Below are 25,904 nucleotides of genomic sequence, written 5' to 3'. Positions count from 1 at the left end.
TCAAAAATATATTGGAATTCTTGTTTCTCCTGCCGTTTATAATGGCATTAAAGATGGCGAAACGATATACGAAGAATTACCTTTTTATGAAGAGGCAGCTAGAGAACTTCAAATGGTTATTTGTTATTTTCGTCTTAAAGATATTGATCCAAATGAAGCCCAACTACAGGCAATTATAAAACAAAATAATGGAAAGTATAAATTAAGGGAAGTTCCTAAGCCACAAGTTATACACAACAGAATTTTTACAAAGACTAATACTGCAAAAGAGAAAATTAAGCAATTACAAGAGGTAGGTATTTTCATATTTAATGAAAATAATCGTTACTCAAAATTAGAGATACATGACATCTTATTAAAGAATCAAGAGTTAATACAATATATGCCTGAAACACTTGTGTGTAATAGAGAAAATGTTATGTATATGATGGATAAATATCAAGAGTTAATAATAAAACCAAATAGCGGAAGTTTAGGGATGGGTATTATTAAATTAACTCAACTTACAGAGCAAAAATGGGAACTGAGTTATGTTCATGAACAATCAATGAAAAGAATGACGTTTACAGGAATATGGCCTAAGAAATTAAAACAAATAGTTTCAAATGCTAATTGGATCGTCCAAGAAAGAATACAATTAGCTTTAAGCAATGAAAGGCCTTTTGATATGAGGGTTTCGGTTCAGAAAAATGAGTCTGGTATATGGCAAGTGTCAGGTATTGTGGGGAAGGTAGCAGAAAAAGGAAGGTTTATCACAAATGTTGCACAAGGTGGTGCTCTGCTATCCTCTAAATGAGCTACTGAAAGAATTACCTCATTTGGATAATGAAAAAATACATCATAAAGTTGAACTCTTTTCTATAAAAATAGCTCAACTTCTGGATAGGGAAATCCCAAACCTAGCCGATTTGGGTCTTGATATTGGAATAACAATGGAAGGAAAACCTATGTTTATCGAGTGCAATGGTCGAGATTTAAGAGTAACCTTTCGAAATGCAAATATGTTTGAGATTTGGAAAAGAACCCATACTACTCCGATAAGATATGCAGATTATTTATTTAGATCAGTATTACCAGATCAATGAATTTCATGAAAAATGTCCTTTATTAAAGAGTCAAATGATATAAGTTACTTGTTCACTAACTTAAAAAGGTAATTTCTAAGAGTTTTTCTATATTTCTTTTTTACAAATTTGGTTTCCAAGTTTATTTTTTTGCCTGTAATTTTGTCCCCATTTTATCGTGATGTCGGTAAGAAACAAGTGGTTCATCAATATAAAAAAATTCATAGTTAAGTAACAAACGACACCACATATCATAATCATTGGCATATCGTAAAGATTCATCAAAATAACCTACTGCCGAAAAGACATCCATTCTTGTCATAACTGTACAGCCATTTACTGGACAATGTTTTAAGGCTGTTTTTATAAGTTCCTTTTTATTAGGATAAAATTTGTTTATCTGATTTATCACTTCTCCATTGGAATTAATAATATAGTATGGGGAATAAGATACTTTAGCACCAACTTCCGTCATAAGGTTTACTTGTTTCGAAATCTTTTCAGGGTTATATAGATCATCTGAGCTAAGCCAAGAAAAATATTCTCCAGTAGCATTTTTAATTCCCATATTTAAGGCACTTGCAGTACCACCATTCCCTTTTTTTATGTACTTTACTCTAGAAAAGTATGGTTGTATTTTTTCATCATACTTTGTGGAACCATCATCTATAACAATTATTTCGATATTCTTATAGGTTTGATTAAGAGCACTTTCAACCGCTTTATCGACATATTGGCAATTGTAAAAAGGTATTATGATTGAAACTTTTTCCATTAGGACCTCCATAACTGATTAAGGGATAAATATTAATACACTAATCATGTTATGTTTATGTATCTTAAATAATGTAAGAAAAAATCTAAAAGCATGTGTGGTAACCATGATTAAGGTTTGAATATAATATTTAATACTAATTATTTTTAATAATATTTTTCTAATTATCAGAATATAGGTCAGATGGAGCCGACAATAATAATATATTCATAAAATACAAAAAGGTAGGAGGTTACCATATTATGTTCCACAATGCTTTTCTTACTTTTAATGATAAGTCCTCTGTATCGATACCGGAACAAATATTTCTAAATGTTCAAAATACATTCACGATCGAATTTTGGGCAAAACCTAAAGGTGCTCATATCGTTGATCAACAAAGCAAAAAGGGCATTACAACAACGAATAATAAACAATTTGTAATTGTACCAATCTATGGTGCCATTGGAGATGGTAATTCTACACGTGCAGGTGTAGGAGTTTCTGTGGGAACTAACGGTGTCTCAATTTATGAGCATACATTAAACCATTTACCGGCTACATTAGTAGAAAATTTACCCATACATGATTGGACACATATTGCAATAGTCTACAACGATAAAACTCCCAACTTATTTATAAATGGAAACCTTGTTAAGAGGGGGTTATCTAGTACTAAAAGAATTGTAGTTCCTTCAGGAATCTTTGGGGGAATGGATAATTTTGGATCTTATATTGGTTCTCTAAGTGAAGTCCGAATTTGGGGTACAGCAAGGACAAAATCTGAAATAAAGCAAAATATGCGTCAGGAATTAACTGGAAATGAAAATGGCCTTTTTGGTTATTGGAAGTTAAATGAAGGTACTGGGACGATTCTATACGATTCAACTCAGAATAAAAAAAATGGTTTCATCCATGGAGCAAAATGGAACACATTACAGCAGACAGTACTTAATATAAAGAGTAATAAAGTTCTTTTTCAGTTCCTAGTTCCTAGTGGAGGAGTTGAAACACTAAATCGTCAACGCTTCTATGCATTAAAAAAGCAAGGAATTTACTGTCATTTTTTGTATGCCAAAGAAGGAACAGGATTACAAAATAAAATTGAGACCTCAATCTTTATTACAGATATAGATGCTGAAATAAAAGATATATTAAATAATGGAAATTATAGAGCAATTGTAGTTTTGGATAGCATTAAGCTAATTAAAAAAATACGAGATTTCGGATATAAGGGTCCGTTAATTTATGAGACTCAAGGTTTAGGTCATAATATTCAATATGCTGAACAATTTTTAAAAGAACAAGCTTATGATACTATTAATAACTATTGTGATGCAATTTTGTACCCTGTCACTCCTCACTTAATTAAAGCATTTAATTCTGTTTTTCCACATAAACCTAAGTACTGCTTTCAAAATTGTTTTGATTCGGAAGAATTTAAGTATGAAGTACATCCAACAAACAAAAGGCCAATCATAGGTTGGGTTGGTAGATTGGAACCAAATAAAAATTGGAAAGATTTCCTTTTAATTGGAGCAAAACTAATTAAAGAAGACCCTTCCATTCAACTATGGATGTTTGAGGATAATACATTGTCTGCAATGAAGGAAAGGGCAGCATTTGAACAAAAAATTGAAGAATTAAATTTAAAGAATCACCTCACAATCTATGCCAATCAACCACATCGTAAAATGGCTGAATATTACTCTATTATTGGCGATTCTGGAGGTTTTTTATGTTCAACATCAAAGGTTGAAGGATTCGGTTATGCAGTATTAGAGGCAATGATTTGCAGATGTCCTGTACTATCTACTGATTCTGAAGGAGTTAGGAGTTTCATAAAGCACAACAATACAGGTAAATTCTTTACTTTAGGTAATATAAATCAGGCAGTTCAAGAAGGAAGAGAATTAATGACAAATATGCATTTAAGAGAACAAATTAGATATAATGGTTTTAAGCATATTGAACTTCATTTTTCTCCAAAGGCCTATGCTGAAAATTTTATGAAAATGATTTCTGAAGTTGAGATCTTAAAATCATAATTTAGTAATTAGGTTCAACATTTAGATAGAATTTTTAATATCCATTTTCCCTCTATATTTTAGCCTATTGTGTAAAATCATTCTCATAAAAATAAATAAAACTGTCAAAAAGTGGAGAAGGGCAAATACTCAATCATTTAAACTTATTAAAGAATAGGATATAAAGTGAAGAAAGTAATACGCCATCATTCAAATGATTACTAAAGGAGCCATTCCTGTAATGAAGAAATTTGAGGATTGAAACAAAAAGAGCCCTCTTGGTATAGTACGAGGTGTCCGCAGCTGATCAGCACTAAGGACCCTTAATTAAGTAACCAAGGAGGACTCAAAATGAATTATACACAAAATCACAAAATCTCTCAAATTACACCTTCAACTCTCATTGTCGGCATTGATATAGCCAAAGACAAACACGTAGCACGTGCCCAAGATGATCGAGGCATCGAGTTCGGGAAACGCTTGATCTTTGAAAATCGAATGCATGGCTTTCAAAAACTAGTGAATTGGGCAGAAGATCTTCGGAAGGAAAATGCCAAGGATCACGTCATTCTTGGCGTAGAACCAACTGGTCATTACTGGTTTAGTCTAGCTTACTTTTTAGTAGCCAAAGGATACGATTTCGTGGTCGTAAACCCAATGCACGTTAAGAAAAGTAAAGAGCTTGATGACAATTCCCCTACTAAAAATGATACAAAGGATGCCCGTGTCATTGCACAGTTGATTAAGGATGGCCGATACTCTGTACCAAACCTCTTAGATGGCGTTTATGCCGAATTAAGAGAAGGCGTCAAATTACGAGATCAGCTTACTAAACAACTGATGATAACAGAGGGACGCATTCAAAATCATATTCAGCGCTATTTTCCTGAGTTTTTTGATGTGTTTGGAGACTGGGAAGGAAAAGCAGCCTTCTGTACGTTGCGATTATTTCCGTTTCCATCTCAAATTAAAGAACTATCTCCGGAAGAGGTGTTGATGAAGTGGAAGCCATATGTTCAACGAGGAGTGGGAATTAAGCGAGCGACAAAGCTAGTAGAAGCTGCTCGAAAGAGTATTGGGATTCAAATCGGTATTCAGTTTGCCAAGAGAGAATTAGATTATCTACTTGACCAGTATGAGCTATATAAACAACAGGTAGAACAATTAGATACGGAGCTTGAAGCTCTAGTGGAAACACTTCCGGGAGCTAAACAAATGATGGAGATATCAGGATTAGGATCTACCACAATCGCTTTATTCTTCTCGGAAGTAGGTGACATTACAAAGTACAGTCACCCCCAACAATTAGTGAATTTAGCAGGCCTCTCATTACGAGAACACAGCTCCGGTAAATTTAAAGGCCAAACACGAATAACCAAGAGAGGGCGAAGCCGTCTACGACGAGCCTTATATTTGGCTATTCGTCCACTAGTCGCCCATAACCCAACGTTTAAGGCCTTGCATCGATACTATACAACACGATCTGAAAAGCCATTGAAAAAGCAACAGTCACTCATTGCCTTGTGTTGTAAGTTACTACGTGTGTTGTTTGTCATTGGACAAAAACAATGTGAGTTTGATGGATCTAAACTAGTCAGAGGATTACCTCAAAAACAAGTATTACAGGTTGCTTAAAGCTCTTAGAAAAACACTCTAAATACACATTATTTCTCTACAAACACCAATAGTGCAGAGTTGGAGAATATTTTTTCCATTCGGGCAATTGACCCAGCTAAGGAGCATTTCCAACCTCCACCTCATGGATACGCAGGACGAAGGAAAGTATGGATTACAATCCTGAGAGATATGGGAGGGTTAGCGACCGTGATTTATGTGGAGATTTCTTAGCACGGTTATACACTTATTTTCCAAACTAATCCAGTTTGGTTGATAGGATGGCCCCCACCCTGTAAATTATTTATAGAAATTCAAATGATATCCAGTCATTTAGGTGAGTCAACTAAATGGTAGTTATGAAATATTGAGAATACATGAGTATTTGGAAGAAAAATTAACTTTATTGAGGGAGGAATAACTTTATGGCAGTTTTTTCAACTGGACCTGTTTTAAATAATCCAGTTAATGGTGTTAGACAAACACAGCAGGTCACAATTAAAATGGAAAACAATGATTCTGTAAATTCAGCTGCTGTTTTAATATATGGATATCACCAATTAAATAACACTAAAACGCTATATGTACTTGAACAATTATCTTTAGCGCCCAAAGAGGTTATTACGAGAAATCATTTTGTTAACTTTGATGTGTTTGAATTTGTTTTTGCAACAGTCGGTCCAGCAGCAGAAAATACTCAAATTTCAGTTCTTGGAAAGAGTAGAGCAGGTGTTTCGTTAAACACACTTTCCCTTGTATCAAATGCGTAAATTGTGAAATTAGGCAAAAGTTCAAAAATCCTTAATCCATTTTACGTAGGATTAAGGATTCATAGTAATTAGCAAGTGTTTAATAATTTTCATTTTTTACTATTCTCAATATTAATTAAATTAATTAATTGATCCTCATATTTTTGATTAAGGGTTCTTACTTCTTTCATTATATCTTCATAATGTTTCTTTGTTCCCATATCATTATGAACTCTATATTTCAATAGTGGTTCATTTAAATAATAAAATTCATAATGTTGCACTGCACGTAACCAAAAGTCATAGTCCTGAGTGAATTTTAACCCCTCATTAAATACCCCTAATTTAGAAAATAACTCCATTTTCATCATTACTGTACAACCATTAATGCTATTTCCAGTTCGTAAATGTTGTAGGAAATCAATTCTATTTGGAAAGTAAACTCCAGCTGCACTTTTTGTAATTTGGCTATCTTTATTTATGAAAGAGTAATTTGTATAACTAAAAGAACCATTTCTTTCTTTCATAAAGTTTAGTTGCTTTGCAATTTTATCTTTGTAGAATATGTCATCTGAGCTTAACCAAGAAAAATAGTCTCCAGTAGCATTTTTTATTCCTAGATTAAGTGCACTAGCTGTCCCACCGTTTCCTTTTTCAATATAGCGAATACGATTTAAATAAGGAATGATTTTTTCGGTGAATCTAGTCGAGCCATCATTTACGACAATTACCTCTATATTGTCATATGTCTGGTTTATTGCACTATCAATAGCTTGGTCGACGTAAGAACAATTATAGAATGGAATAATAATTGAAACCTTCGTTATAATAATCACCTTCTTTATCATGTATTGAACTTTTGGGGAATTTTTAGTGGCTTATCACAATTATCTCACCTAGATTAATAAAAACAGAAATATACCTTTTAAAATATTGTATGAAAAATGTTTATATAAGTGAAGAATTTTACATGAAAATTCAGACCTCAACCAGTTAGGTGACACCTAGTATCAAAATCTTTTCTATTATCTAGTAATTTGTATGAAAAAAAAATTCATTTTTTGTACTGAAATACAATCGGAAATTATTATCTTCTCATATAATATATTAATTCTAAAAGAAAGGGGGAAAATAATGGCGATTGAATTAGTAAACTATAATACTAGTGTACCTTCAAATTTTAATGATTCTATTAACGTAAACGTGACACCTATTCCAGTCACAGTAGCACTTTTTGGATTGAATATTCCTTCGAATAATACAAACGTGGTTTTAGTAGGTTCAGCAGGTCTCAGATCATTTTTAGGGTTTCCGGAAGTCTTGTTTAGGGTGGTACGAGATACAGCTGTTATTGGCAGTACTATTACTTCACCTTTAGTGATAGGAGAATTCCTTAACATTCCAATTAATTTTGTCGATCGAAACGTACCGCCAGGATTTCATACCTATAGGCTGACAGCAGAATTAACAACCAGTTCACTTACTACTAATGCCACAATTGTAGGACCAATGACTTTGTCAGGATTAGCAATTACAACAGTTTAATTCAAGAGGAGATGACTCAAAAGTTGATTTCTAAGCTCTAAAGTCATCTTCTTTTTTAATTTTAATTTAAACCTCTATTCAATTCGAATAATTTTTATGTTGTTGTACTTGTCCTTTTACAAAGGGGAGGAAGTAATGAGAGAAGTGTTGTGGCTTCTCAGCTTTGTATTCTTACATTTTAAAAAAGAAAGATAGTTTTTTTACAGCTCTTTTCTACCATTTATAATTTTTTTCATATCCTAATTCAATAAGAATGTTCCCTGCTACTTTTTTAAAGGCATCTTTTACTTCTTTATCAAATTCAGTTTTCCAGCTTCCAATTTTTCCAGAGCGGAATGTCAGTGAATATTTTTGATCCATTCTTTCTTCCATTTTTTCAATCATTATATTAATAGGAATTGGGGGAGTACGGTCATTCCAAAGGTAATCTGCAATTCTTCTCAATTGTAATTGTGTAGACTCCTTACTTCGAACTAAATCTTCAAAAGTAATATAAAGAGTATATGGATCCTTTATCCAGCCTTGGAATGGACGAAACCAATCTGCGATCGAAGGATATTTAAGCTTATCGTTTTGAACCCCATATATAAGGGCTAGATATCTTTGTTTCTGACTGATCGCTTCTTTAGTGAAATAATCATAGAGAGGATGGTAAGGGTATTTTTCTACAATAAAATAAACATATGAAACAACAACATCTCGCAGATCTCTACTAATAAAAATATGTTTCATATTCAACTGTTTAAGCATTTGGAGCCATTCAGGAGAATAGATTATATGTCCAGCTCCAAATTCGTTAGGATTCATTAAACTTAATTTACGGAAGTGATCATTTAATTGATAGAAATAGCCTTCATATAATTCATTTATAGGGTTATGAGTAACATTAGGGATTCCAAGTACAATGTTTTTTAGTAAATGAGTTCCACTTTTTGGAACTGAATTTATAAAAAAACTTGGAAGTGCATCCGCTTCTTTATTTTTCATATTTATTTTTTCGATTCATCACCAAATTTTGTGATAAGAAAAAAATAAGAAAACACTTTTGAAATCCTGGCAATAATGTTAGCGACCAAACTACACATTAGGAGGATCCAAAAGTGCTTTCCGTATCACTAGATTTGCCAGAATTTGAAGTTGTTAAACAGGAAGAATTGACTTCCAGTTATGTTGTTGTTGTTCAAAAGAATTCAGTAAAAGAACGTTGTTCTTTTTGTGGTTTTCTTTCTTCTTTTGTCCATGATAGAAGGACAAGAAAAGTAAGAGATCTTGATATATTAAATAAGCAAGTATATCTGCTTATTAAGGTAAAACGGTATAGATGTTTAAATTGCTCTGAAGTATTTTCAGAGTGTTACGATTCAATAGAACCTGGTAAACATCAAACTAATCGTCTCCGTGAACACCTGTATCAACTTTGCCAAGATACAACCATTAAACATGTTAGTGAGAAGTACCATATTCCATATACCACTTTAGAAAGGATCTATTACTCAGTGGCTCAAGAAAAAGCACTCATTCACAAAGAGGCAATTACACAAGCTACTGACAAAGATGACCTTGTCTTAAGCCTAGATGAGGTAGCCGTTAGAAAGGGTCATCAATATGAAACGGTACTTCTTGATGCAAAGCTAGGATGCATTCTAGGTATGATTCATCAACGTAGTTATGAGTCTACCTCTCAGTTGTTAACAAATTACATTTCATCATCTCAAGCTGTAAAAACGGTTGTAGTTGATATGTGGGATCCGTTTCACAAAGCAATTAAATCTTTATTTCCTTTGGCTTCGATAGTGATTGATAAGTATCATGTTGTTCAAAAAGTTACACAAGCTCTAGATAAAGTCAGAAAGAAATACCCTAAGTTAAAGAAAGCCAGATTCCTATTGTTAAAAGGGTATGAAAAGTTATCTGAACAACAAAAAGTCCGATTAGATGAGTTATTAGAAGAATATCCTTTACTTGCTTCAGCTTATTACCTTAAGGAAACCTTCAGAGAAATGTATAAACTTGATAATTATAATGATGCAGAAGAATCGTTTGAAGAATGGATTCAACTTGCATGGAGTAGTCCATATCCTTCTTTTCATGAGGTAGCTAAAACCCTTGAAAATTGGAAAGCTGAAATTCTTCAATATTTCTTGTCAAGATATACAAACGGAAGGACCGAAGGTACTAACCATAAGGTTAAAAACATTAAAAGAAGAGCCTATGGTTATAGAAATTTAGAACGGTTTAGATTACGTGTATTTCTGGAATGTACAGGAAACACTTATAAAAAACAAGTAGCATAACTCTCTTTTCTTCTTCAGCTATCAGTATGGTAGTTAGTAACTTGGATGCCGTCAAGGAAAGCACTTGACCGCATCCAAGTTACTAACTAAGTAGTCTACAAGCTGAAGAAGGAGATAGTTTGATTGCGACACAATCAAGCTAACTTATTTCTGGGATAGGTGTTTATCACAGAAAATGGTGAAGAGACATTTTTTCTTCCTTTCTATTCATGATTAAGATTAAATCATTATATGTCTTATAAATTACTAATATTAAATCATCTATTATTAAACTGTTCATAACATTATATGAAGAAATGAAAGTAAAGTTTGTATGATTAACTAGTTCAATTTATAAAATCACGTGTAGTCGCAAGTATTGAGTCCTGTAGAGAATAAATTTATTAACCGGAAATTCCCAGATTTTCACAAGGGATTATTATAAAGTTTAGGAGACAGCATTTAAGCTGTCTCAAAGACATAGGGACTAAACTTAAGATTGCTCTTTTTTAATTACCTCACTTCTATATATTACGTATGGTTTTAATAATGGATTTTTATCAGTAGAGGATACTATTTTATCTATGTTATTGTAATGCACAAATGAATAATTAGGATTTTCATTTAATGTAGAAATTAACGGTTTTAGCATCGTTGGCTCAGAAAATAACAAGCTGCCATCACAAATCATAAAATAAGGAGTATCCAAATTAACTTTGGCTTTATTGAGCTCATTTATTGGACTGCTATTTACTCCATCTATATAAGAAACCCTCATGTCAAAGTATTTCGCATTAATTTGCTTTATATTATTTTTTGGAGAACAATTAACTAGTAATAGTTTGTAATTTGTCCAGTATTGATCGATTAACTTTCCATATCTATTTAGGATTTCCTCTGTGGCTTCATAAAGGAAGTATACAATCGTTAGTTCTGGTTTAATACCTCTTCGCTGTCTGGTCTCATAGTGTGCGAGATGAACCTCATTCCAACAAATTCTGTGATATTCAGGTTTAGTACTTATACTTGTTGACAGGCTAAAAGGGGAGTTTAATCTATAAGCCATTGTCTCTATTGGAATAAATTTAATTTTACAATAATCCATCATTCTTAAGAAATAATCATAATCTTGAATTAATGTGAACCTATAGGGTCCAATTCTTTTACAGTATTCGACTTTGTATATGAATGAAGGTCCGATTATACACCCTTGAAACATGTTTTCGATTGTATTAATCCATTTGCGAAGATAAGATTCTAAAAATTGAGGGGAATCTGCAGAAGTACCATTTTCAAAAATGGAGTTGTAACTAGTATATACAATTCCAATATCACTTGTTGTTTTTACTATACCTTCATATAGGGTTTGGAGAAAAAATGGATAATATATATTGTCATTTGAAACCCAAGTCATATATTTTATTGAGGGTATTTGATATAATGCCTCAAACCCTTTGTTCAATGCATAGGCTACACCTTGATTTTCTTTATAGGATATAATTTTAACCCTCTTATCTCCATCAATAATTTCATGAACAAGCGGGAGTAAATCAAGGGCACCGTCAATGACAATAAATAAAATAAAATTTGTATGGCTTTGATTGAGAATTGTACTGATTGCACTTCTTATATGCTCTTCTTTTTGGTAATATAGGGGCATAACAATCCCTAAGTCACTCAATAGTATCACCTCTATATAATGAATGTTGAGACTTATAACATGTATGGACACCCAAATATGTTATATCTCCTAAAGAAATAAAGTTAACAAGGTTTCATTTCTAATATTTATTCTGTAGTTTTAAAAGGATTATTTTTGTGGTTATCACGATAAAAGTTGAGGATATCTTTTAACGATTGTTTTAAAGGGATGGCTGGCTTCCACCCTAAGTCAATAAGATTTGAAGGCATAATTTTTATTGTTTGTTCAATTTGATGGAACTCCTGTGATTTCAATTCAAAATTAATAGTTGTTAACGTCTTAAAGCAATTGACAATTTTTTCAATTGATCTGCTTTTTCCTGAGGAAATATCATATATCTCTCCACTTTTTCCCTTCATTAAAAGAGTTTCATATGCAGTAACAGCATCTCTTACATCTAAATAATCCCGTTGTGCATGTAGATTATTTACTTCTAGAACTTTATCTAGTTTATTTTCTTCCATATCTACAATTTTCTTTGCGAGTATAGAACAAACACCATTTGAAAAGCCTGGCCCTATAAGATTGGAAGGTTTTGCGATGACAATGTGCATATTAAATAATTTGGCCCATGACTGTGCGATTATCACTTGTAAGGTTTTACTTAAACTATAAGGGTGGGGAAGGGTAGTAATATTCCCAGGATCAAATTGAAGAGCTGAGCCTACAACAACAACCTTGCTTAATGGACTTTCTTTCCGAAGTGATTCTAGTAGATTCACAGTACCCATAGTGTTTACTTCCAATGAAGTTACCGGATCAACCCATGACAGACCAACATGATTTTGTCCTGCTAAGTGAAGAAGATACTGAGGTTTAGTTTTTTTAATTAGGTTTTCTACATCAGCTTTGTTTGTAAGATTACAATATTCATTAGGAACATCATTAAGAGTAAATTTGCTCTTTCTTGATACAGCAGTAACATTAAAGCCGACATTTAAAAAATGCTTTACAGCGTGTTGTCCAGTAAACCCATTTGCACCAGTAATTAACAATTTAGGCTGTTGATTCAATGTGTACGCATCCATTCCTTTAATTCCTCGACCATTTCTTTATATGATGGAATTGTATATTGGAAGTCGGTTCTTGTACTTTTAATGGTACGATCAAGTACAATCTTACTATCTGGACTTATTACTACATCGTCTTTATTAAAAACTTCTTGTATTAATTTCAACAATGAAAACTTAGAAATCTTATTCTCTGATCCAAGGTGGAAAAGGCCCGTCACGTTATTCCTGATCATTTCTTCAGTTGCCTTTGCAAGTTCGAGTGTTGTTACCCCATTCCAAAAAACCCGTTCATATCCTTTAATTCTTCCAGTTTGTTTCATGAACCATAAAAATAAGCCAATTCCATCTTCTTTTAATTCAGGACCGATTATTGAAGTACGAATCGTTAAGTGCTTGTCGCTGAAAACTTCTCCCCAGCGTTTTGACATTGCATATAATGATGTTCCATCTGGAATATCATCTTCTGTATAACTGCCTTTTATTCCCGAAAAAACGCAGTCTGTACTAATGTGGATTAATTTCCCACCGTAACGCTCAGCTAATTTTGCTAATTGATGGGGAAGTATACTGTTTGTTTGTAAAGCCAATATAGGATTGTTACTTGCTTGTTCATTTAAGATGCCAATGCAATTAATAATAATATCGGGTTTAAGAGATTCAATTATTTCTTCAATACCTTTATTATCTGTTACATCTAGGTAGAGGCTGTTATTATCTTTAGAGTCTCGTGAAGTATAGAACACTTCATAATTGTTTTCTTGCATGAAATATTCTACCATTATATGTCCTGCCATTCCTTTTCCACCTAGGATTAATACTTTCATTAAATAAACCCGCCTTTCTTTAACATGTCTTTAATTTCCTCTTTACTTATCAATCCTGTACCAGAATGATATTTATCTAAATTTACAGCTTGATATTTAGAATAATGCTCCATTAATCCCGGGATGTGGATGGAGGGGAGGATTACAAAATATTCTTCATCATATGCGATTGTTGTTTTGCTTTCATAACTTGAGAGAAGTAATTCATGGATTTTTTCACCTGGGCGAATACCGAATGTTTCAATGTCTACATCCTCTATACCAGAAGCTTCTATTAAAACATGAGCAAGGTCTAAAATCTTAAATGCCGGCATTTTCATAACAAAGATTTCTCCTCCAACACTTTCAAAAGTTGCTTTGAATACTAATTTAATTGCGTCTTGGACAGTTAGGAAAAATCGTGTCATATTAAGGTCTGTAATACGAACTTTTTGTTTTTCTTTTATTTGCTTTTTAAATACATGAATGACACTTCCATTCGTTCCTAAAACATTTCCACCTCGAATGCAAACGAATTTAGTTTCTGTCTTAAGTGTATTGGCATGAATGATTAACCGCTCACCCATTGCCTTTGTTAAACCATAGAAATTAGCAGGGTTTGAGGCTTTATCCGTGGAGATATACACAACTCGTTTAACATTACAGAGTATTGCTGCATCGATCACATTTTGTGTACCAATAACATTTGTTTTTAATGCTTCGAGTGGCTGATCTTCACAAACAGGAACATGCTTTAAAGCGGCCAAATGGAAAATATAATCAACATCATGAGCTGCCTCAATTACCGCATCCTTTTCCTTAATATCTCCTATCAAAAAGTGCAATCTTGGATTATTATCAAATTCTTGTTTCATCGTAAATTGAACTGATTCGTTTCTTGAAAAAATACGAATTTCTTTTGGGTTATATGTTAGAAGCTGTCTGACTAACTCATGCCCCCATGATCCTGTACCACCTGTAACCAAAACAGTTTGATTTTTAAACAATTTTTATACCTCCTAATACAATTTTTACTATTTTCTCTGAAACATTTATGTGATCATAACCTTCCGGAAAGATCCATGTTTTTGGTTGATTTACCATTACATTAACAGAACTGACAATTTGTCTTGCGTCAATACCGGATAACATATTGCTTCCACATGCTATTGTTTCGGGTCTTTCAGTTGTTTTGCGAACTGTAATAGTAGGCACGTGGAACAAACAACATTCTTCCTGTACTGTACCGCTATCAGTTAAAACGCAATAAGCATTTTTCTCAAGTTTTACAAAATCCAAGAAACCAAACGGCTCATAAAATTCTACAAATGAATGAAGCTCAAAATTTTCAATTTTATCCAAACGTGATTTAGTACGTGGGTGAATACTACAAATCACCCTTTTTTGGTAGGTGTTTGCGACATTATTAATTCCCTTGAAAATTTCCATAAGACGATCTTCATGGTCTACATTCTCAGCGCGGTGGATGGTTACTAAAAAATAATCCTCTATGTTTAGATTTAAGGTCTTAAGGATCGTTCTATTGTCAATCTCCTTTTTATAGTGTTCTAACACTTCATAAATTGGGTTACCGGAAATGAAAATCCGATTTCGTGGAATTCCTTCTTTAACTAAATTTTCTTTACTTTGAGGAGTATAAGGTAGATTAATACTTGAAATTGTATCTATAATTCTCCGGTTTTTTTCCTCAGGTACTTCTAGATCAAAGCATCGGTTTCCCGCTTCCATATGAATGACTGGTACACCCATACGTTCTGCTAAAATTGCACTTAAACCACTATTTGTATCTCCTAATACTAAAACTTTATCTGGTTTCTCTTTTAAAAGAATAGATTCTAAATTTTTATACATTATAGATAACTGTTCTCCTAGAGAGTGTTGTTGATTAGAGAGTACATAGTCAGGCTTACGAATATTTAATTCTTCAAAGAAGATGTCACTTAACGAAGAAGTAAAATTTTGTCCAGTGTTGACTACTATATGTTTTTCAGCATATCGATCAAGTTTTTTAATAATAAGGCTTAAGCGGATAATTTCTGGCCTGGTTCCTAAAATCGTCATTACCTTCATCTTCATTACTCCTTACAATAAAATTTTGGAAATTGTACATATATGGCTTCATTTATACCTTATGCCATTATTGGTTATATGCTATAGGCAATTCTATTAACTTTGCATTTTTACTAGGTTTTTTTACTAAGAAGAATATAAATTTACTAGACTATAATCCTAAAGATTAAGGGATTTTTGATCTTACGCCAGGGGTTTTGACAAAAGATTAAAAGTGAGGAAGAAGACAGTTGAATAAAAGGGGAGGGACTGAAAAGAGTGTAATAAATTAGTTAATACAAAAATACACCTCTTATATTTGATAGCAAATATAAGAGGTATTAAACCTTAGAAGAATCCATTCATTTTTTTAATGCTTTCATTAAAGTTTTAATGACTTCTGGTCTACTAAATTCAGACGGAGGTATTTCTCCACTACGCAACATCTCTCTTACTTTTGTACCTGATAAATGAAGGTGATTATTACTATCATGAGGACAAGTTTTTTGAGTAGTCATTTGTTTGCATTTTTTACAGTAAAATGAATGATCAAAGAATAAAGGTTTTATACCAAGTTCTTCATTTGTAAAAGAGGAAAAAATTTGTTGTGAATCATAAGTACCATAGTAGTTTCCTACCCCAGCATGGTCACGGCCAACAATAAAATGTGTACAGCCATAATTTTTTCGGACAAGGGCATGAAAAATTGCTTCTCTTGGTCCTGCATATCTCATTGCCGCGGGGAAGACTCCTAAATGTACTCTACTTTTTGGATAGTATTTATTTAACAATACTTTATAGCTTTCCATTCTAATATCTGCTTGAATGTCATCAGCTTTTGTTTCTCCTATAAGAGGGTGTAAGAATAACCCATCAACAATTTCTAATGCACATTTTTGAATATATTCATGTGCACGGTGAATGGGATTTCTTGTTTGAAATCCTACAATCGTTTTCCATTTTCGTCTTGTAAATTCTTTTCTTGTTTCTGATGGGGGAGAATAATAGCTGTTAAACGATGGATTTATAGTTAGATGCTTAACAAGAGTAATGGGGCCAGCAAGGTATATGTTTGCTCGGTTGTATAACATATTTACCCCTGGATGTTGTGGATCTGTTGTTTTATAAACATTTTCTGCTTCTATCTGTTTATTTGGCTTGTATTTTTCTTTTAAAGTAAGAATACCGTATACATCATCATTATGACTAAGTTTAATATTCTCACCTATAGTAAGATTACTAGCTACTTCCTCAGAAACGGGGAGCGTAATAGGTAAACTCCATATAATCCCTTTCGCTAGTCGCATCTTATAAACAACAGATTCGTAATCTTCTTTTCCTAAAAATCCTTCTAACGGACTATAGGCACCTGTACCAATTAACTCCAAATCCGCAAGCGCCATAGAGTCGATTTCAATTTCTTTCGGTACAGAATTGTAATCATAATGATAATTTATATTATCTATCAGTTTTCCTCCATGAGGTACACTGCCAACCATGATTAAACCTCCAATAAATCATATATTTTTCAAAATGTAGGTTGTAAGCTGATGAACAGAAGTTGGAATAGCTTGAGTAGTAGTTTCAATAATTAATTCGGGATTTGTTGGTTCTTCGTAAGGTTGTGATACTCCAGTGAAATGTTTGATTTTACCTAGTCTGGCTTTTTGATAAAATCCTTTTGGGTCACGCTTCTCACATTCTTCAAGAGTGCATTTTATATAAACTTCAATAAACTCACCATCTTTAACTTTTTGTCTTGCTTTATCCCGGTCTTTTTTAAACGGGGAAATGGTAGCTATGAGGATGACAATACCAGCATCAACAAATAATTTAGCAATTTCAGAAATACGCCGAATGTTTTCTTCTCTATCTTCTTGGGTAAATCCTAAATTACTATTAATACCAAGTCGGAGATTATCTCCATCAAGTAAATAGGTATGAATCCCTTGATTTATAAGCTCTTTTTCAACCCAATTTGCTATGGTAGATTTTCCGGAACCAGATAAACCTGTTAGCCAAATAATTTTGCCTTTATGACCATTTAAACTTTCCCGATCTTGTTTTGAAACAGTGGTTTTATGCCACTGTATATTTTCATTCATTTAAATTTCTACCTCCAAATCGAAAGTGTTATCAATACTGTGCAAAGCATACAAATAATACTTAATAGGGAACCTACCTTAGCATAATCAGAAAATCGGTATCCACCAGGACCATATACAATTAAGTTCGTACTATAACCGATAGGAGTGATAAAACTGCATGAAGCAGAGATAGCGATAAGCATTGCGAAAATTTTGGGGTCTATCCCCATTTCTACAGCAACTGATAGTCCAATAGGAAACATCATCGCTGCAGCAGCTAAATTATGGATTAATTCAGTTAAAATAGTTGTGAATAAATAGATGAGAATAGCTATTCCGTAAATCCCGATTACTCCATAAAGATGAATAATAAATAAAGAAATGATATCAGTTAATCCTGACTGTTCAACTGATGAACCGATCCCGATTGCGGAGGCCATTAAGATAATAATGCTCCAATCAACAGATTTCCGTGCATCCGAAGGGCTAATCGATTTTGTTAATAGCAAGATAACAACACTTATAAGAGCAGCTTTAAGGATTGAAAAAATGTTAAATACGACAAGCCCAATCATTCCTAATAACACAAATGAAATGATAAATTTATTTGTTGGTTTAGTAGGTTTTTTAGGTGTTATATCTACTAACAAATAAAAATCTCTAGAATTTGCCCATGTTTGGATGAAGTTTTCTTTCGTTAATAATAGAATTGTATCTCCAGGTTTGAGTGTATGATTTCCAATCCCTGATGTATATTTTTTTGTGTTTCTTTGAATCGCAATGATTGATGCATTGTAAATAGAACGAAAATTTGATTCTTTTACCTTAATATTCAGCAAAGGTGAATTATGTGATATAACAGCTTCAATAAGTGTAGATTTTCCGCTTTTATATTGGGTAATGAATTCATTGCTTTCAGTTTTTAATGAAATTCCACCATTTTTTAAAAGAGTGTTAATTCCATCAATGTGGCCTGAAAAAATGAGCAAATCACTTGATTGAATCAATTCGTCATGTGGAACCGGGGAAATGATTTGCTTTGAACGGTAAATTTGTATTAAAAAGATATTATTTAGTTTTCTTAAATTCGCTTCGTTTACAGTCTTTCCGACCATATGAGAATCGGGTGACACATATACTTCAAAGATATAACGTTTACTGGAATCTTCAATTGTTTGAAGCATATCAGTACTAATTACCTTAGGGAGTATATGCTTACCTATAGTAATCATATAGAGTATACCGATGATAGTAAGAGGAATTCCTATAAATGAAAATTCAAAAAGTGTAAACCCCTGATACCCATTTTGTTTAAGTAAGCCATTTATCATTAAATTTGTAGAAGTACCGATAAGAGTTATAGTTCCTCCTAAAATTGTTGCATAGGATAATGGAATTAGTAATTTCGAAGGGGGGATATTATTTCTTACTGCCCAATTACGAACAACGGGTGTAAACATTGCAACAATTGGAGTATTATTTAAAAATGCAGATAAGCTCGAAACGGGAATCATTAATTTTAAAAGAATCATTGAGAGCTTATTATTTGTTCTAAGATATTTTTTAATAAAACTTTGAAGTGTCCCACTATTAAACACGCTGTAACTAATAATAAACAATAATCCGATCGTAATTACGCCATCATTTGAAAAGCCTTCAAAAGCTTCTTCCACGGAAATAATTCCAGAAAGTAGAAATATTGACATTGTGGTAAAGAGGGTCACATCAGGAGGGAAATATTCCTTGATTAGTATAAACAGCATTACTGCTAAAACACTTACTACAAATATTATTTCCATTCGATAACCTCCGCGTCTTTTTCATATTCATTATTATTAGAATATGCAATATACTTCGGATGGTTCTTGTATACTCTCAACTTAATAACTATAAAAAAGCTGTTGTTATAATAAAAGTTAAAAAGGGGGAGTGGGGAAGGGGAAGTGGAAGAGAAAAGAATCGAAAGGTTAGAAATTAAGAGTTAGTTAAATTGGCTTGATATAGGATAAATAGTCCAAGTTTTTTAAAATATAATTAATATACTTACTCAAATTCTTTACTATTATTTTGGGAAGTTGACTCAATCTCTTTTGTGAGTTTCGCTAATTTAAACTCAAATTCATGAAAAACCGATTCTAAATTGCCTTCCTTTTCAACATCTAATGAGCTTTCTAAATGCTTTTTAAATTGGTGTTCTAGAAGAAAAACCAATAGCTCGGAAACTTCGTAATTGTCTGTATCAGTATAATTAATCATGGAAAGGAGTGAACCAAAATCCTCATTGAATGAACTAACAGTAGAAACCATTTGCTGTTGGAAATGTTGAATGTTATCAATTTTTGATAACAATTCTTTATTCATTTTTATTAATGAAGAGAAATTTTTGTCATTATTCTCATTTAAAATTTCTGTTTTTCCCTTTAAATACTCGTGCTGTTTCAAGTAGTTTTCTATGTTTTGTTCAAGATTAATATTTGAAGATTTTAGAGTATTGTTTTCTTGTTTTAAAACAGAATATTTTTTCTTGATATCCTCTAATTCTGTTTGTAAACCTTTAAGTTGTTTTTTTGACTGGCTTAATTCGAATTGTTGTTTCCTATTTGAATTTGCATATTCATCTTTAGCTTCTTCAAGTTTTTCTTTGTGAATTTTGATATCCTTCACTAAATCATTATGATTATCCTTAAGCTTTTCATTGAGATCTTTATAAAAAAACACTTCTTCTTGGAGTTTACTTAATTCGACTTTCCTTTGCTCTTCCTTAGTCTTTAACATTTCCTCCAGCTTACATTTGTCATCTTTAACAGTTGCTATTCGTTTTTTTAGTTCAGTAATTTCATTTGTATAATGATTATTTTCTTTAGATAGATGTTCAATATCGATTTGTAAAGTATCGTTTGTGGTTTGGAAATTTGCTATTATCTCTTTATGCTTAGAGCTTTCAATCTGTAGTTTTTGATGATCCTCTTTTAATTGTTGTAGTTCTACCTTTTTCTTGTTTAGATGTTCATCAAGGGAAGTCATGTCAAGTTTCATTTTTTCGTTAATTTTTTTATACTCTTCAAGTTTTTCTTTTAATCTAGAGATCTCTTTTTGATAGTTTTTATTATCATTAATGTGATTTTCTATTTTATTATTCTGAGTTAGGAGAGATTGATTTAACTCCTCAGTTTTTTCAAGTAATTGTAAGGACATTGATTCATTTTCGTCCCTTAATTCCTTATTTTGCAATTTCAATTTTCTTAATTGAGAATAATGGTAGTTATTCTCGTAGTCTTCTACCATTTCTTTATATTTAGCCAGTTCAGATTTTAAATAAATAATTCTTTGTGAAAGTTGAGTTGTATTAGTTGCACTGGAATTAAATTTGCTCATGTTTTGCCTCCTTCAATAACTTAATGTTTCTATAAGGAAATGGAAGATATTATTTATCTTTTAACTGATCAATAATATCTTCAAATTCTTTTTTATTCTTTATAATTAATGTGTCCAATTCTTTAATTAACTCAATTGAGGAAAAGTCATTTTCGTCTGTTGCGGTTGAATTATCAGTTTTTTGCTTTTCGGTGTTATTTAAGAGATACATAAGTAACATACTTAACGTATTGCTCTCTAAATAGATAAAACTGTGATCATCTTTGTTTTTACTTTTTAATTGTTCAAGCTTATCTTTTATTAGCTTATGAGTTAATTTCTTTAACACAAGTTCAGGATCTAATTTCTCATCAGAACTCATATTTCTTCACCTCACACTTAATTTCCACTTACACTTATTTGATTAATAGAGGGTATACCTTCTTTCTTTTCATCAAAATAGGTAAACCCTGTAATACTACCAGAATATGGTTTATTCGAGTGCCATTTCACTTGAAAATTAGGAAAAGAGATGATCTGTGATGGAGCTAATGATTCTTCTCCTAGTGGTTTAAGCCAATATTCCTCTTTATCTGATTGATTATTCAATCGTTCCCAGGCATCATTTAGTTTCATTGACAGATTGGAATTTTTATTTATATATTTTCCGGAAAATTGAAACGGTGAATTTGAAGAGAGTTTTAAACATATATATGGATTTGTTATCGTTTTTTTCCCTAAGTTATGGATATGGTAAGTGCCAATCATCATATGTTCTAGATCTTTATCATGTGAGAGATTCGTTGTATATGTAAAATAACTAATTATATTTAGTTCATTTCCTGTTGGGTTGCTTGAGAGTAAATTCTTTATTTCTTTTAAGTAAAAAGAAGTTTGTTGTTCAATTTTCCTAATTTTTTCCTGAAGAACGATCAATTCTTTGTTTTTCTCCATAAACTTACACTCCTTAAAAAAAATTAGAGAGAGGAGTGTCTCCTCTCTCTAATTCTATGCAGAATTAATCCTCGTCAGCACCATCATTATCCGGGAATAGTACAGGACATTGTGGTGGTAATGTTGGAGTTGGGCAAGCAGGAGTAGGTAGAATATCTCTTGGTTGACAGAAATCAGCAACAATTTCAAGTGTAACAGGGAATGTTGACTGAATGCTTTGGCATAGACGTACAGTAACAGTTGCATCAAATGTATCTGCAAGGTCATCACATTCGAACGTACAGATAAAGCAATCTAATTCAGGATAAGTTACCTCAACTGCAGTTCCTTCTGGTGCACATAATACGACTTGTTCACAGCGAGAGAAATCAAAAGATGCTTCACCAGTACCTAATAACGTTGGGAAGAAGAAAGTAACCGTGAAGTTTTTGCGAATAGTTACTAACTGAAGAGTAACTAATGCTCCGTCAATAACAAATTCTCTATCTTCGCGATTTAGAACTTCAGTACCTACTGCAGTTACTTCACATGTGACAGGACCAGTAAGATCATCACAAGTAATTCCATCTTCACCGATTACAGGTAGATCTTCATCAGCGATCGTTAAATCAAACGAAGCTTCATTAAGAATCCAGTCATATACCTTCTCAGTATTAATACAAAGGAGCTCCTGGCCTCCTGTTAAGTTTTTTGCTTGCATATTTGCAAACACCTCCGAATTAGGATAATTTCTATTCATTTGTAGCATATGTTTAGTAGTAAAAATGGTTCTAATATATCTGTCTAATTGTTAAATTGTGTAATTGTCCAGATTCATTTTAGATAATAATGAAAGGAGATTGTTAGAATGAAACAAGATGATATTGAGGGATTAAAGAAGAAGTACATTGTTTATAAACAAACGTTAGAAACAATGAAATCTGGTAATGTTGTTGAAGATTATCTAATTATGAAAAATGAGTGTTACGATTTAATGAAGCAAATATTAGAATTAGAGGATGTTATGGAAAGAAACAGAGACCAACATACTATTAAAATAACGAATATATCTCAACAGATAACGGCGCTTAAGGAAGAAATTAAATCAATGAATTTATCTATAGAAAATGTAAAGCAAAAAGTTAAGGGTTTAACAGATAAAGTGAATAGTTTGAACATGGATGAATTAATGGCAAAAATGGATTCGTTGATACGTAATGAGGAAACGTTATTATCCTCCATCACACAAGAAAAAAAGAATTGCTGGATTTGAAGAATGAACTAATCAAACTAAAAGGTGAAGTTCTTAAATCAAATATTGTACCCCAGAAACAAATACCCCAAGCAAAGAATAAAATACAACCGACAAGCTATCAGCAATTACAAAAAATAATTAAATCATCATCAACTTCCTACCAGAATATATTACCTGAGTTATCTGTACCCTTCGGAAAAGATATATCAAACTTTTATCAAGGTGTATCTAAAAGAACACAAAAAGCTAGTTTCTTACCACCTACTAGTCCGAAACCACAAAAAATTGAATTAATTGATCAAAACAAAGGGAAGAACAAAGATCTGAAAGAAGCAGAAAGTGAGTTGCTTATAAGTACTCGAAACAAAACAAATGAAGAAAAGCCAAAAATATTCTCTGAGACTCCAAATGATCCTTCAATTAATGAACTTAGCTCTAAAGTGTTAAAGGGTGACGTAAAATCCATATCATCCATACAAAGGAGTAAAGTTGATGAGTAACAACAAGTTAACTTTGAAACAAAATGATTATGAAAAGATAATAGACCACTGTTGTTCAGAACAACCGTACGAAGCCTGCGGAATTGTCTCAGGAGTAAATGATATAGTCAGCTCTATATGGAAGTTGAAAAATGAATCAAAGTCACTTAACAGGTATTTTGTCAGTAATGAAAAAGTTCAAAATGTATTTGATGAAATTTTCAATAAAGGTGAGAATGTTTTAGGTATTTATCATTCACACCCCAAAACATCTCCAATTCCATCTGAATTTGATTTAATTAATCATCCATATCATGATGTGAAAATGATTATCATTTCATTAAAGAAAAAAAGCCAGTTATAAAATGTTATGAAATAGTAAATAAAAGCTTTTTTGAAACAACATTAATTGTCAATTAGTCCAAACCACAAGATTATCACTTGTTTATAATATAGAGAAATTTATTTTATGGAGGGATATTATTTGAGTACTTACAGTAGTAATAATGGAGGGAGTAATAATAAATCACCCGTAATCATAAATCGCATTAAAAAGACTGCGAAAAAAGTTACTATTAAAAGCAGAGGAGCTAGAGGTGCTTGTTGTTTTAAAAGAATTAAATAACCTTATTAGACTTTAATTTATTTAAAGTTTCTTTTTTATAATATTGACTAACTTATGAAAAATAAAAATAGGGTGAAATCCACCCTATCAGGATAATTAATACCAAACTTTCTAGAATCCACCTTCATCTGGAGAAAAAGGCAGGCTAAACTTGGTTTCTACCGCACGCAATCTTTGGTTAAGTCGGTTAAGACGGCGGGTATGTTGTTCGACACGATTATTAACTCGAACAACTTGCTCATTTAGCCGGCTTATCTCACGGTTCATTCTGCGGTTTTCTTCATTTAAACGTTTTATTTCTTCATTTTGCCTTGTGAGTTCTCTTGTTTGACGTTCAGATTGTCGTTCGAGAGTTGATACTCTTCTTTCAAGGTTAGGTTGACGTTGTTCCATTGGTTGAAACTGATCATAATAAGTTGGATAATACATTTGATGTCCTCCATAAGGGAATTGCGATACAGGCTCGTTTTGATAAGCAAAAGGATATGAATACATGATGGTGAGCGCTCCTTTATCAACTTTTTTAGAATAAATCATCCTTACATTGGTATGTAGGTTATCGTGGAGTGTTACAGTTTGAATCCGATAATTGCAGTAAGAAAAATCTAATGAAATATAAAAAGAGTGATTTATCTAATGATAATCACTCCTTTTAATGTTCGCTTATTTATTTACTCTAACTAATTTAGTTATTTTCCTCGGCTTTTTTCTTTTTAAAAAACGAAACGGCCCTCTTTTTCATTGATTTTGTCAGGTAACCGCCTTTAAATGAACGAAGCTCATATGACAATAAAAATGCTTTTGGTTCAAAATGGTCAATGATTTGAAGCAGTTCTTTTTCACGGGAACGTTTAGCAACGATATCAAGACGGAATCTTGCTGTATTAATTCCTTCACCTTCAAATACTGTTACACCGAATCCTGCAGTACGTAACGCATTAACTAAATCCATATTTTTAGCGAGAATATTAGCCTGATAAGTAATAAAACCTATTGCCAGTTTGCGTTCTAAGGCTCCACCTAGAAGTAAACCAACACTAAAACCAACCACATAGGCAATGATATTGTAGATGTTTGATAAATCCTGAAACACAAAAATTAAACTAACAATATAAATGATTCCTTCTAATAATCCAACACCTGCAGCTGATTTTGTTTGACTTTTTACAAGTAGAATTGTCCTAATAGTAAGAACAGGAACATAAATTAGTTGAAGGGCGAAAATAAGTAGAGCCTGTAAAAGCATAGTTCGCAAATTCCTTTCTGCAAAGATATAGGCAAAGCATAACATATTTAGTTGATTTTCATATATAGTTTATAAAAATTCTATTGTCTTATGTAAAATTGAAATGTTGGTAACGAAGGGGAAATATGTTATTTAATTGTTTACCCAAAATTGCCAAAGAGAAACGTTTTACATAACATTATTATGTAAACAAAAACGTCTGTTTATTCGTATACATTAATGTAGGTCATTTCATTAAAGTATATGGATATTTTTGTAAAAGTAAATGATAATTGATAAATATTAATTGAGTATATAATGAATGAATTTAG

Annotated in this window: 27 protein-coding genes; 10 read left to right on the top strand and 17 right to left on the bottom strand. The window is 32.2% G+C overall.

Annotated features, from left to right (window positions below; genetic code table 11):
- Positions 1-112 precede the first annotated feature (112 nt).
- Both AC0L8O_RS11915 and AC0L8O_RS11910 read left to right on the top strand, forming a co-directional pair.
- Positions 113-796 (top strand): YheC/YheD family protein, encoded by a 684-nt coding sequence (locus tag AC0L8O_RS11915; protein WP_473448224.1) that lies wholly within the window; start codon positions 113-115, stop codon positions 794-796.
- Complete coding sequence (locus tag AC0L8O_RS11910; protein WP_473448222.1) at positions 759-1,085, top strand: YheC/YheD family protein; 327 nt, start codon at positions 759-761, stop codon at positions 1,083-1,085. The genes AC0L8O_RS11915 and AC0L8O_RS11910 overlap by 38 nt, the downstream gene beginning before the upstream one ends.
- A gap of 121 nt (positions 1,086-1,206) precedes the next feature.
- Here the strand turns inward: AC0L8O_RS11910 and AC0L8O_RS11905 are convergent, their stop codons facing one another.
- A complete protein-coding gene (locus AC0L8O_RS11905) occupies positions 1,207-1,839 on the bottom strand; it encodes a glycosyltransferase (protein WP_473448220.1) in 633 nt (210 codons plus the stop codon).
- A 242-nt stretch (positions 1,840-2,081) separates the two neighbouring features.
- On the opposite strand from AC0L8O_RS11905, the gene AC0L8O_RS11900 reads away from it, so the two are divergent.
- From AC0L8O_RS11900 to AC0L8O_RS11890, 3 genes are all read left to right on the top strand, one after another.
- On the top strand, positions 2,082-3,866 hold the full coding sequence (locus AC0L8O_RS11900) for a glycosyltransferase (RefSeq protein ID WP_084042924.1): 1,785 nt from the start codon (positions 2,082-2,084) through the stop codon (positions 3,864-3,866).
- 330 nt (positions 3,867-4,196) lie between these two features.
- The gene (locus AC0L8O_RS11895; protein ID WP_445088961.1) at positions 4,197-5,480 is read left to right on the top strand and encodes an IS110 family RNA-guided transposase; all 1,284 of its coding nucleotides are present in this window, start codon (positions 4,197-4,199) and stop codon (positions 5,478-5,480) included.
- Between the two features lie 404 nt (positions 5,481-5,884).
- Positions 5,885-6,229, top strand: coding sequence for a hypothetical protein (locus AC0L8O_RS11890; RefSeq protein ID WP_026559207.1), 345 nt, complete (start codon positions 5,885-5,887; stop codon positions 6,227-6,229).
- An 89-nt stretch (positions 6,230-6,318) separates the two neighbouring features.
- On the opposite strand, the gene AC0L8O_RS11885 is transcribed toward AC0L8O_RS11890, so the two are convergent.
- Entirely contained in the window at positions 6,319-7,056 is a 738-nt protein-coding gene (locus AC0L8O_RS11885; protein WP_026559206.1) for a glycosyltransferase, read from the bottom strand.
- Between the two features lie 286 nt (positions 7,057-7,342).
- On the opposite strand from AC0L8O_RS11885, the gene AC0L8O_RS11880 reads away from it, so the two are divergent.
- Positions 7,343-7,753 (top strand): hypothetical protein, encoded by a 411-nt coding sequence (locus AC0L8O_RS11880; protein WP_051475773.1) that lies wholly within the window; start codon positions 7,343-7,345, stop codon positions 7,751-7,753.
- 213 nt (positions 7,754-7,966) lie between these two features.
- Here AC0L8O_RS11880 and AC0L8O_RS11875 read toward each other — a convergent pair whose 3' ends face one another.
- Positions 7,967-8,740 (bottom strand): sulfotransferase domain-containing protein, encoded by a 774-nt coding sequence (locus tag AC0L8O_RS11875; protein ID WP_026562811.1) that lies wholly within the window; start codon positions 8,738-8,740, stop codon positions 7,967-7,969.
- Positions 8,741-8,853: 113 nt separating this feature from the next.
- On the opposite strand from AC0L8O_RS11875, the gene AC0L8O_RS11870 reads away from it, so the two are divergent.
- Complete coding sequence (locus AC0L8O_RS11870; RefSeq protein WP_473448216.1) at positions 8,854-10,047, top strand: ISL3 family transposase; 1,194 nt, start codon at positions 8,854-8,856, stop codon at positions 10,045-10,047.
- Between the two features lie 472 nt (positions 10,048-10,519).
- Here the strand turns inward: AC0L8O_RS11870 and AC0L8O_RS11865 are convergent, their stop codons facing one another.
- The 12 genes from AC0L8O_RS11865 to AC0L8O_RS11810 form a co-directional block, all read right to left on the bottom strand.
- Positions 10,520-11,707, bottom strand: coding sequence for a glycosyltransferase family 2 protein (locus tag AC0L8O_RS11865; RefSeq protein ID WP_473448214.1), 1,188 nt, complete (start codon positions 11,705-11,707; stop codon positions 10,520-10,522).
- Between the two features lie 107 nt (positions 11,708-11,814).
- Positions 11,815-12,756, bottom strand: coding sequence for an NAD-dependent epimerase/dehydratase family protein (locus AC0L8O_RS11860; protein ID WP_034333527.1), 942 nt, complete (start codon positions 12,754-12,756; stop codon positions 11,815-11,817).
- Complete coding sequence (locus AC0L8O_RS11855; RefSeq protein ID WP_026562813.1) at positions 12,738-13,565, bottom strand: dTDP-4-dehydrorhamnose reductase family protein; 828 nt, start codon at positions 13,563-13,565, stop codon at positions 12,738-12,740. Before AC0L8O_RS11855 ends, AC0L8O_RS11860 begins: the two co-directional genes overlap by 19 nt.
- Entirely contained in the window at positions 13,565-14,551 is a 987-nt protein-coding gene (locus AC0L8O_RS11850) for a polysaccharide biosynthesis protein (protein WP_473448211.1), read from the bottom strand. Before AC0L8O_RS11850 ends, AC0L8O_RS11855 begins: the two co-directional genes overlap by 1 nt.
- Complete coding sequence (wecB, locus tag AC0L8O_RS11845; protein ID WP_026562815.1) at positions 14,544-15,635, bottom strand: non-hydrolyzing UDP-N-acetylglucosamine 2-epimerase; 1,092 nt, start codon at positions 15,633-15,635, stop codon at positions 14,544-14,546. The genes AC0L8O_RS11850 and wecB overlap by 8 nt, the downstream gene beginning before the upstream one ends.
- A 341-nt stretch (positions 15,636-15,976) precedes the next feature.
- On the bottom strand, positions 15,977-17,113 hold the full coding sequence (gene sat / locus AC0L8O_RS11840) for a sulfate adenylyltransferase (protein ID WP_026562816.1): 1,137 nt from the start codon (positions 17,111-17,113) through the stop codon (positions 15,977-15,979).
- Between the two features lie 18 nt (positions 17,114-17,131).
- Positions 17,132-17,719, bottom strand: a complete 588-nt coding sequence (cysC, locus tag AC0L8O_RS11835) for an adenylyl-sulfate kinase (RefSeq protein WP_026562817.1) — start codon at positions 17,717-17,719, stop codon at positions 17,132-17,134.
- 8 nt (positions 17,720-17,727) lie between these two features.
- Complete coding sequence (locus AC0L8O_RS11830) at positions 17,728-19,500, bottom strand: SLC13 family permease (RefSeq protein WP_034333529.1); 1,773 nt, start codon at positions 19,498-19,500, stop codon at positions 17,728-17,730.
- Positions 19,501-19,744: 244 nt separating this feature from the next.
- Positions 19,745-21,076, bottom strand: a complete 1,332-nt coding sequence (locus tag AC0L8O_RS11825) for a coiled-coil domain-containing protein (RefSeq protein WP_026562819.1) — start codon at positions 21,074-21,076, stop codon at positions 19,745-19,747.
- Positions 21,077-21,125: 49 nt separating this feature from the next.
- Positions 21,126-21,437 (bottom strand): hypothetical protein, encoded by a 312-nt coding sequence (locus AC0L8O_RS11820; RefSeq protein WP_026561689.1) that lies wholly within the window; start codon positions 21,435-21,437, stop codon positions 21,126-21,128.
- Positions 21,438-21,454: 17 nt separating this feature from the next.
- Positions 21,455-22,009, bottom strand: coding sequence for a hypothetical protein (locus tag AC0L8O_RS11815; RefSeq protein ID WP_026561688.1), 555 nt, complete (start codon positions 22,007-22,009; stop codon positions 21,455-21,457).
- Between the two features lie 64 nt (positions 22,010-22,073).
- A complete protein-coding gene (locus tag AC0L8O_RS11810; protein WP_026561687.1) occupies positions 22,074-22,709 on the bottom strand; it encodes a BMQ_0737 family morphogenetic spore coat protein in 636 nt (211 codons plus the stop codon).
- A gap of 147 nt (positions 22,710-22,856) precedes the next feature.
- Here AC0L8O_RS11810 and AC0L8O_RS11805 point away from each other — a divergent pair, with 147 nt between their 5' ends.
- From AC0L8O_RS11805 to AC0L8O_RS11795, 3 genes are read left to right on the top strand one after another with little or no spacing between them, the layout of a single operon-like run.
- Positions 22,857-23,261, top strand: coding sequence for a hypothetical protein (locus tag AC0L8O_RS11805; protein WP_473448207.1), 405 nt, complete (start codon positions 22,857-22,859; stop codon positions 23,259-23,261).
- Positions 23,258-23,743 carry a hypothetical protein gene (locus AC0L8O_RS11800; protein ID WP_473448205.1) on the top strand — a complete coding sequence of 162 codons (486 nt, stop codon included), beginning with the start codon at positions 23,258-23,260 and terminating at the stop codon, positions 23,741-23,743. The genes AC0L8O_RS11805 and AC0L8O_RS11800 overlap by 4 nt, the downstream gene beginning before the upstream one ends.
- Positions 23,736-24,086, top strand: a complete 351-nt coding sequence (locus tag AC0L8O_RS11795) for a M67 family metallopeptidase (RefSeq protein ID WP_473448204.1) — start codon at positions 23,736-23,738, stop codon at positions 24,084-24,086. The genes AC0L8O_RS11800 and AC0L8O_RS11795 overlap by 8 nt, the downstream gene beginning before the upstream one ends.
- Before the next feature lie 372 nt (positions 24,087-24,458).
- On the opposite strand, the gene AC0L8O_RS11790 is transcribed toward AC0L8O_RS11795, so the two are convergent.
- Positions 24,459-24,842, bottom strand: coding sequence for a hypothetical protein (locus tag AC0L8O_RS11790; RefSeq protein ID WP_026561684.1), 384 nt, complete (start codon positions 24,840-24,842; stop codon positions 24,459-24,461).
- 190 nt (positions 24,843-25,032) lie between these two features.
- A complete protein-coding gene (locus tag AC0L8O_RS11785) occupies positions 25,033-25,593 on the bottom strand; it encodes a DUF2179 domain-containing protein (RefSeq protein ID WP_034332865.1) in 561 nt (186 codons plus the stop codon).
- Between the last annotated feature and the right edge of the window lie 311 nt (positions 25,594-25,904).

It is taken from the genome of Metabacillus sp. KJ11-3, assembly GCF_055808295.1.
This window is presented reverse-complemented; position numbering and strand designations above follow the sequence as displayed.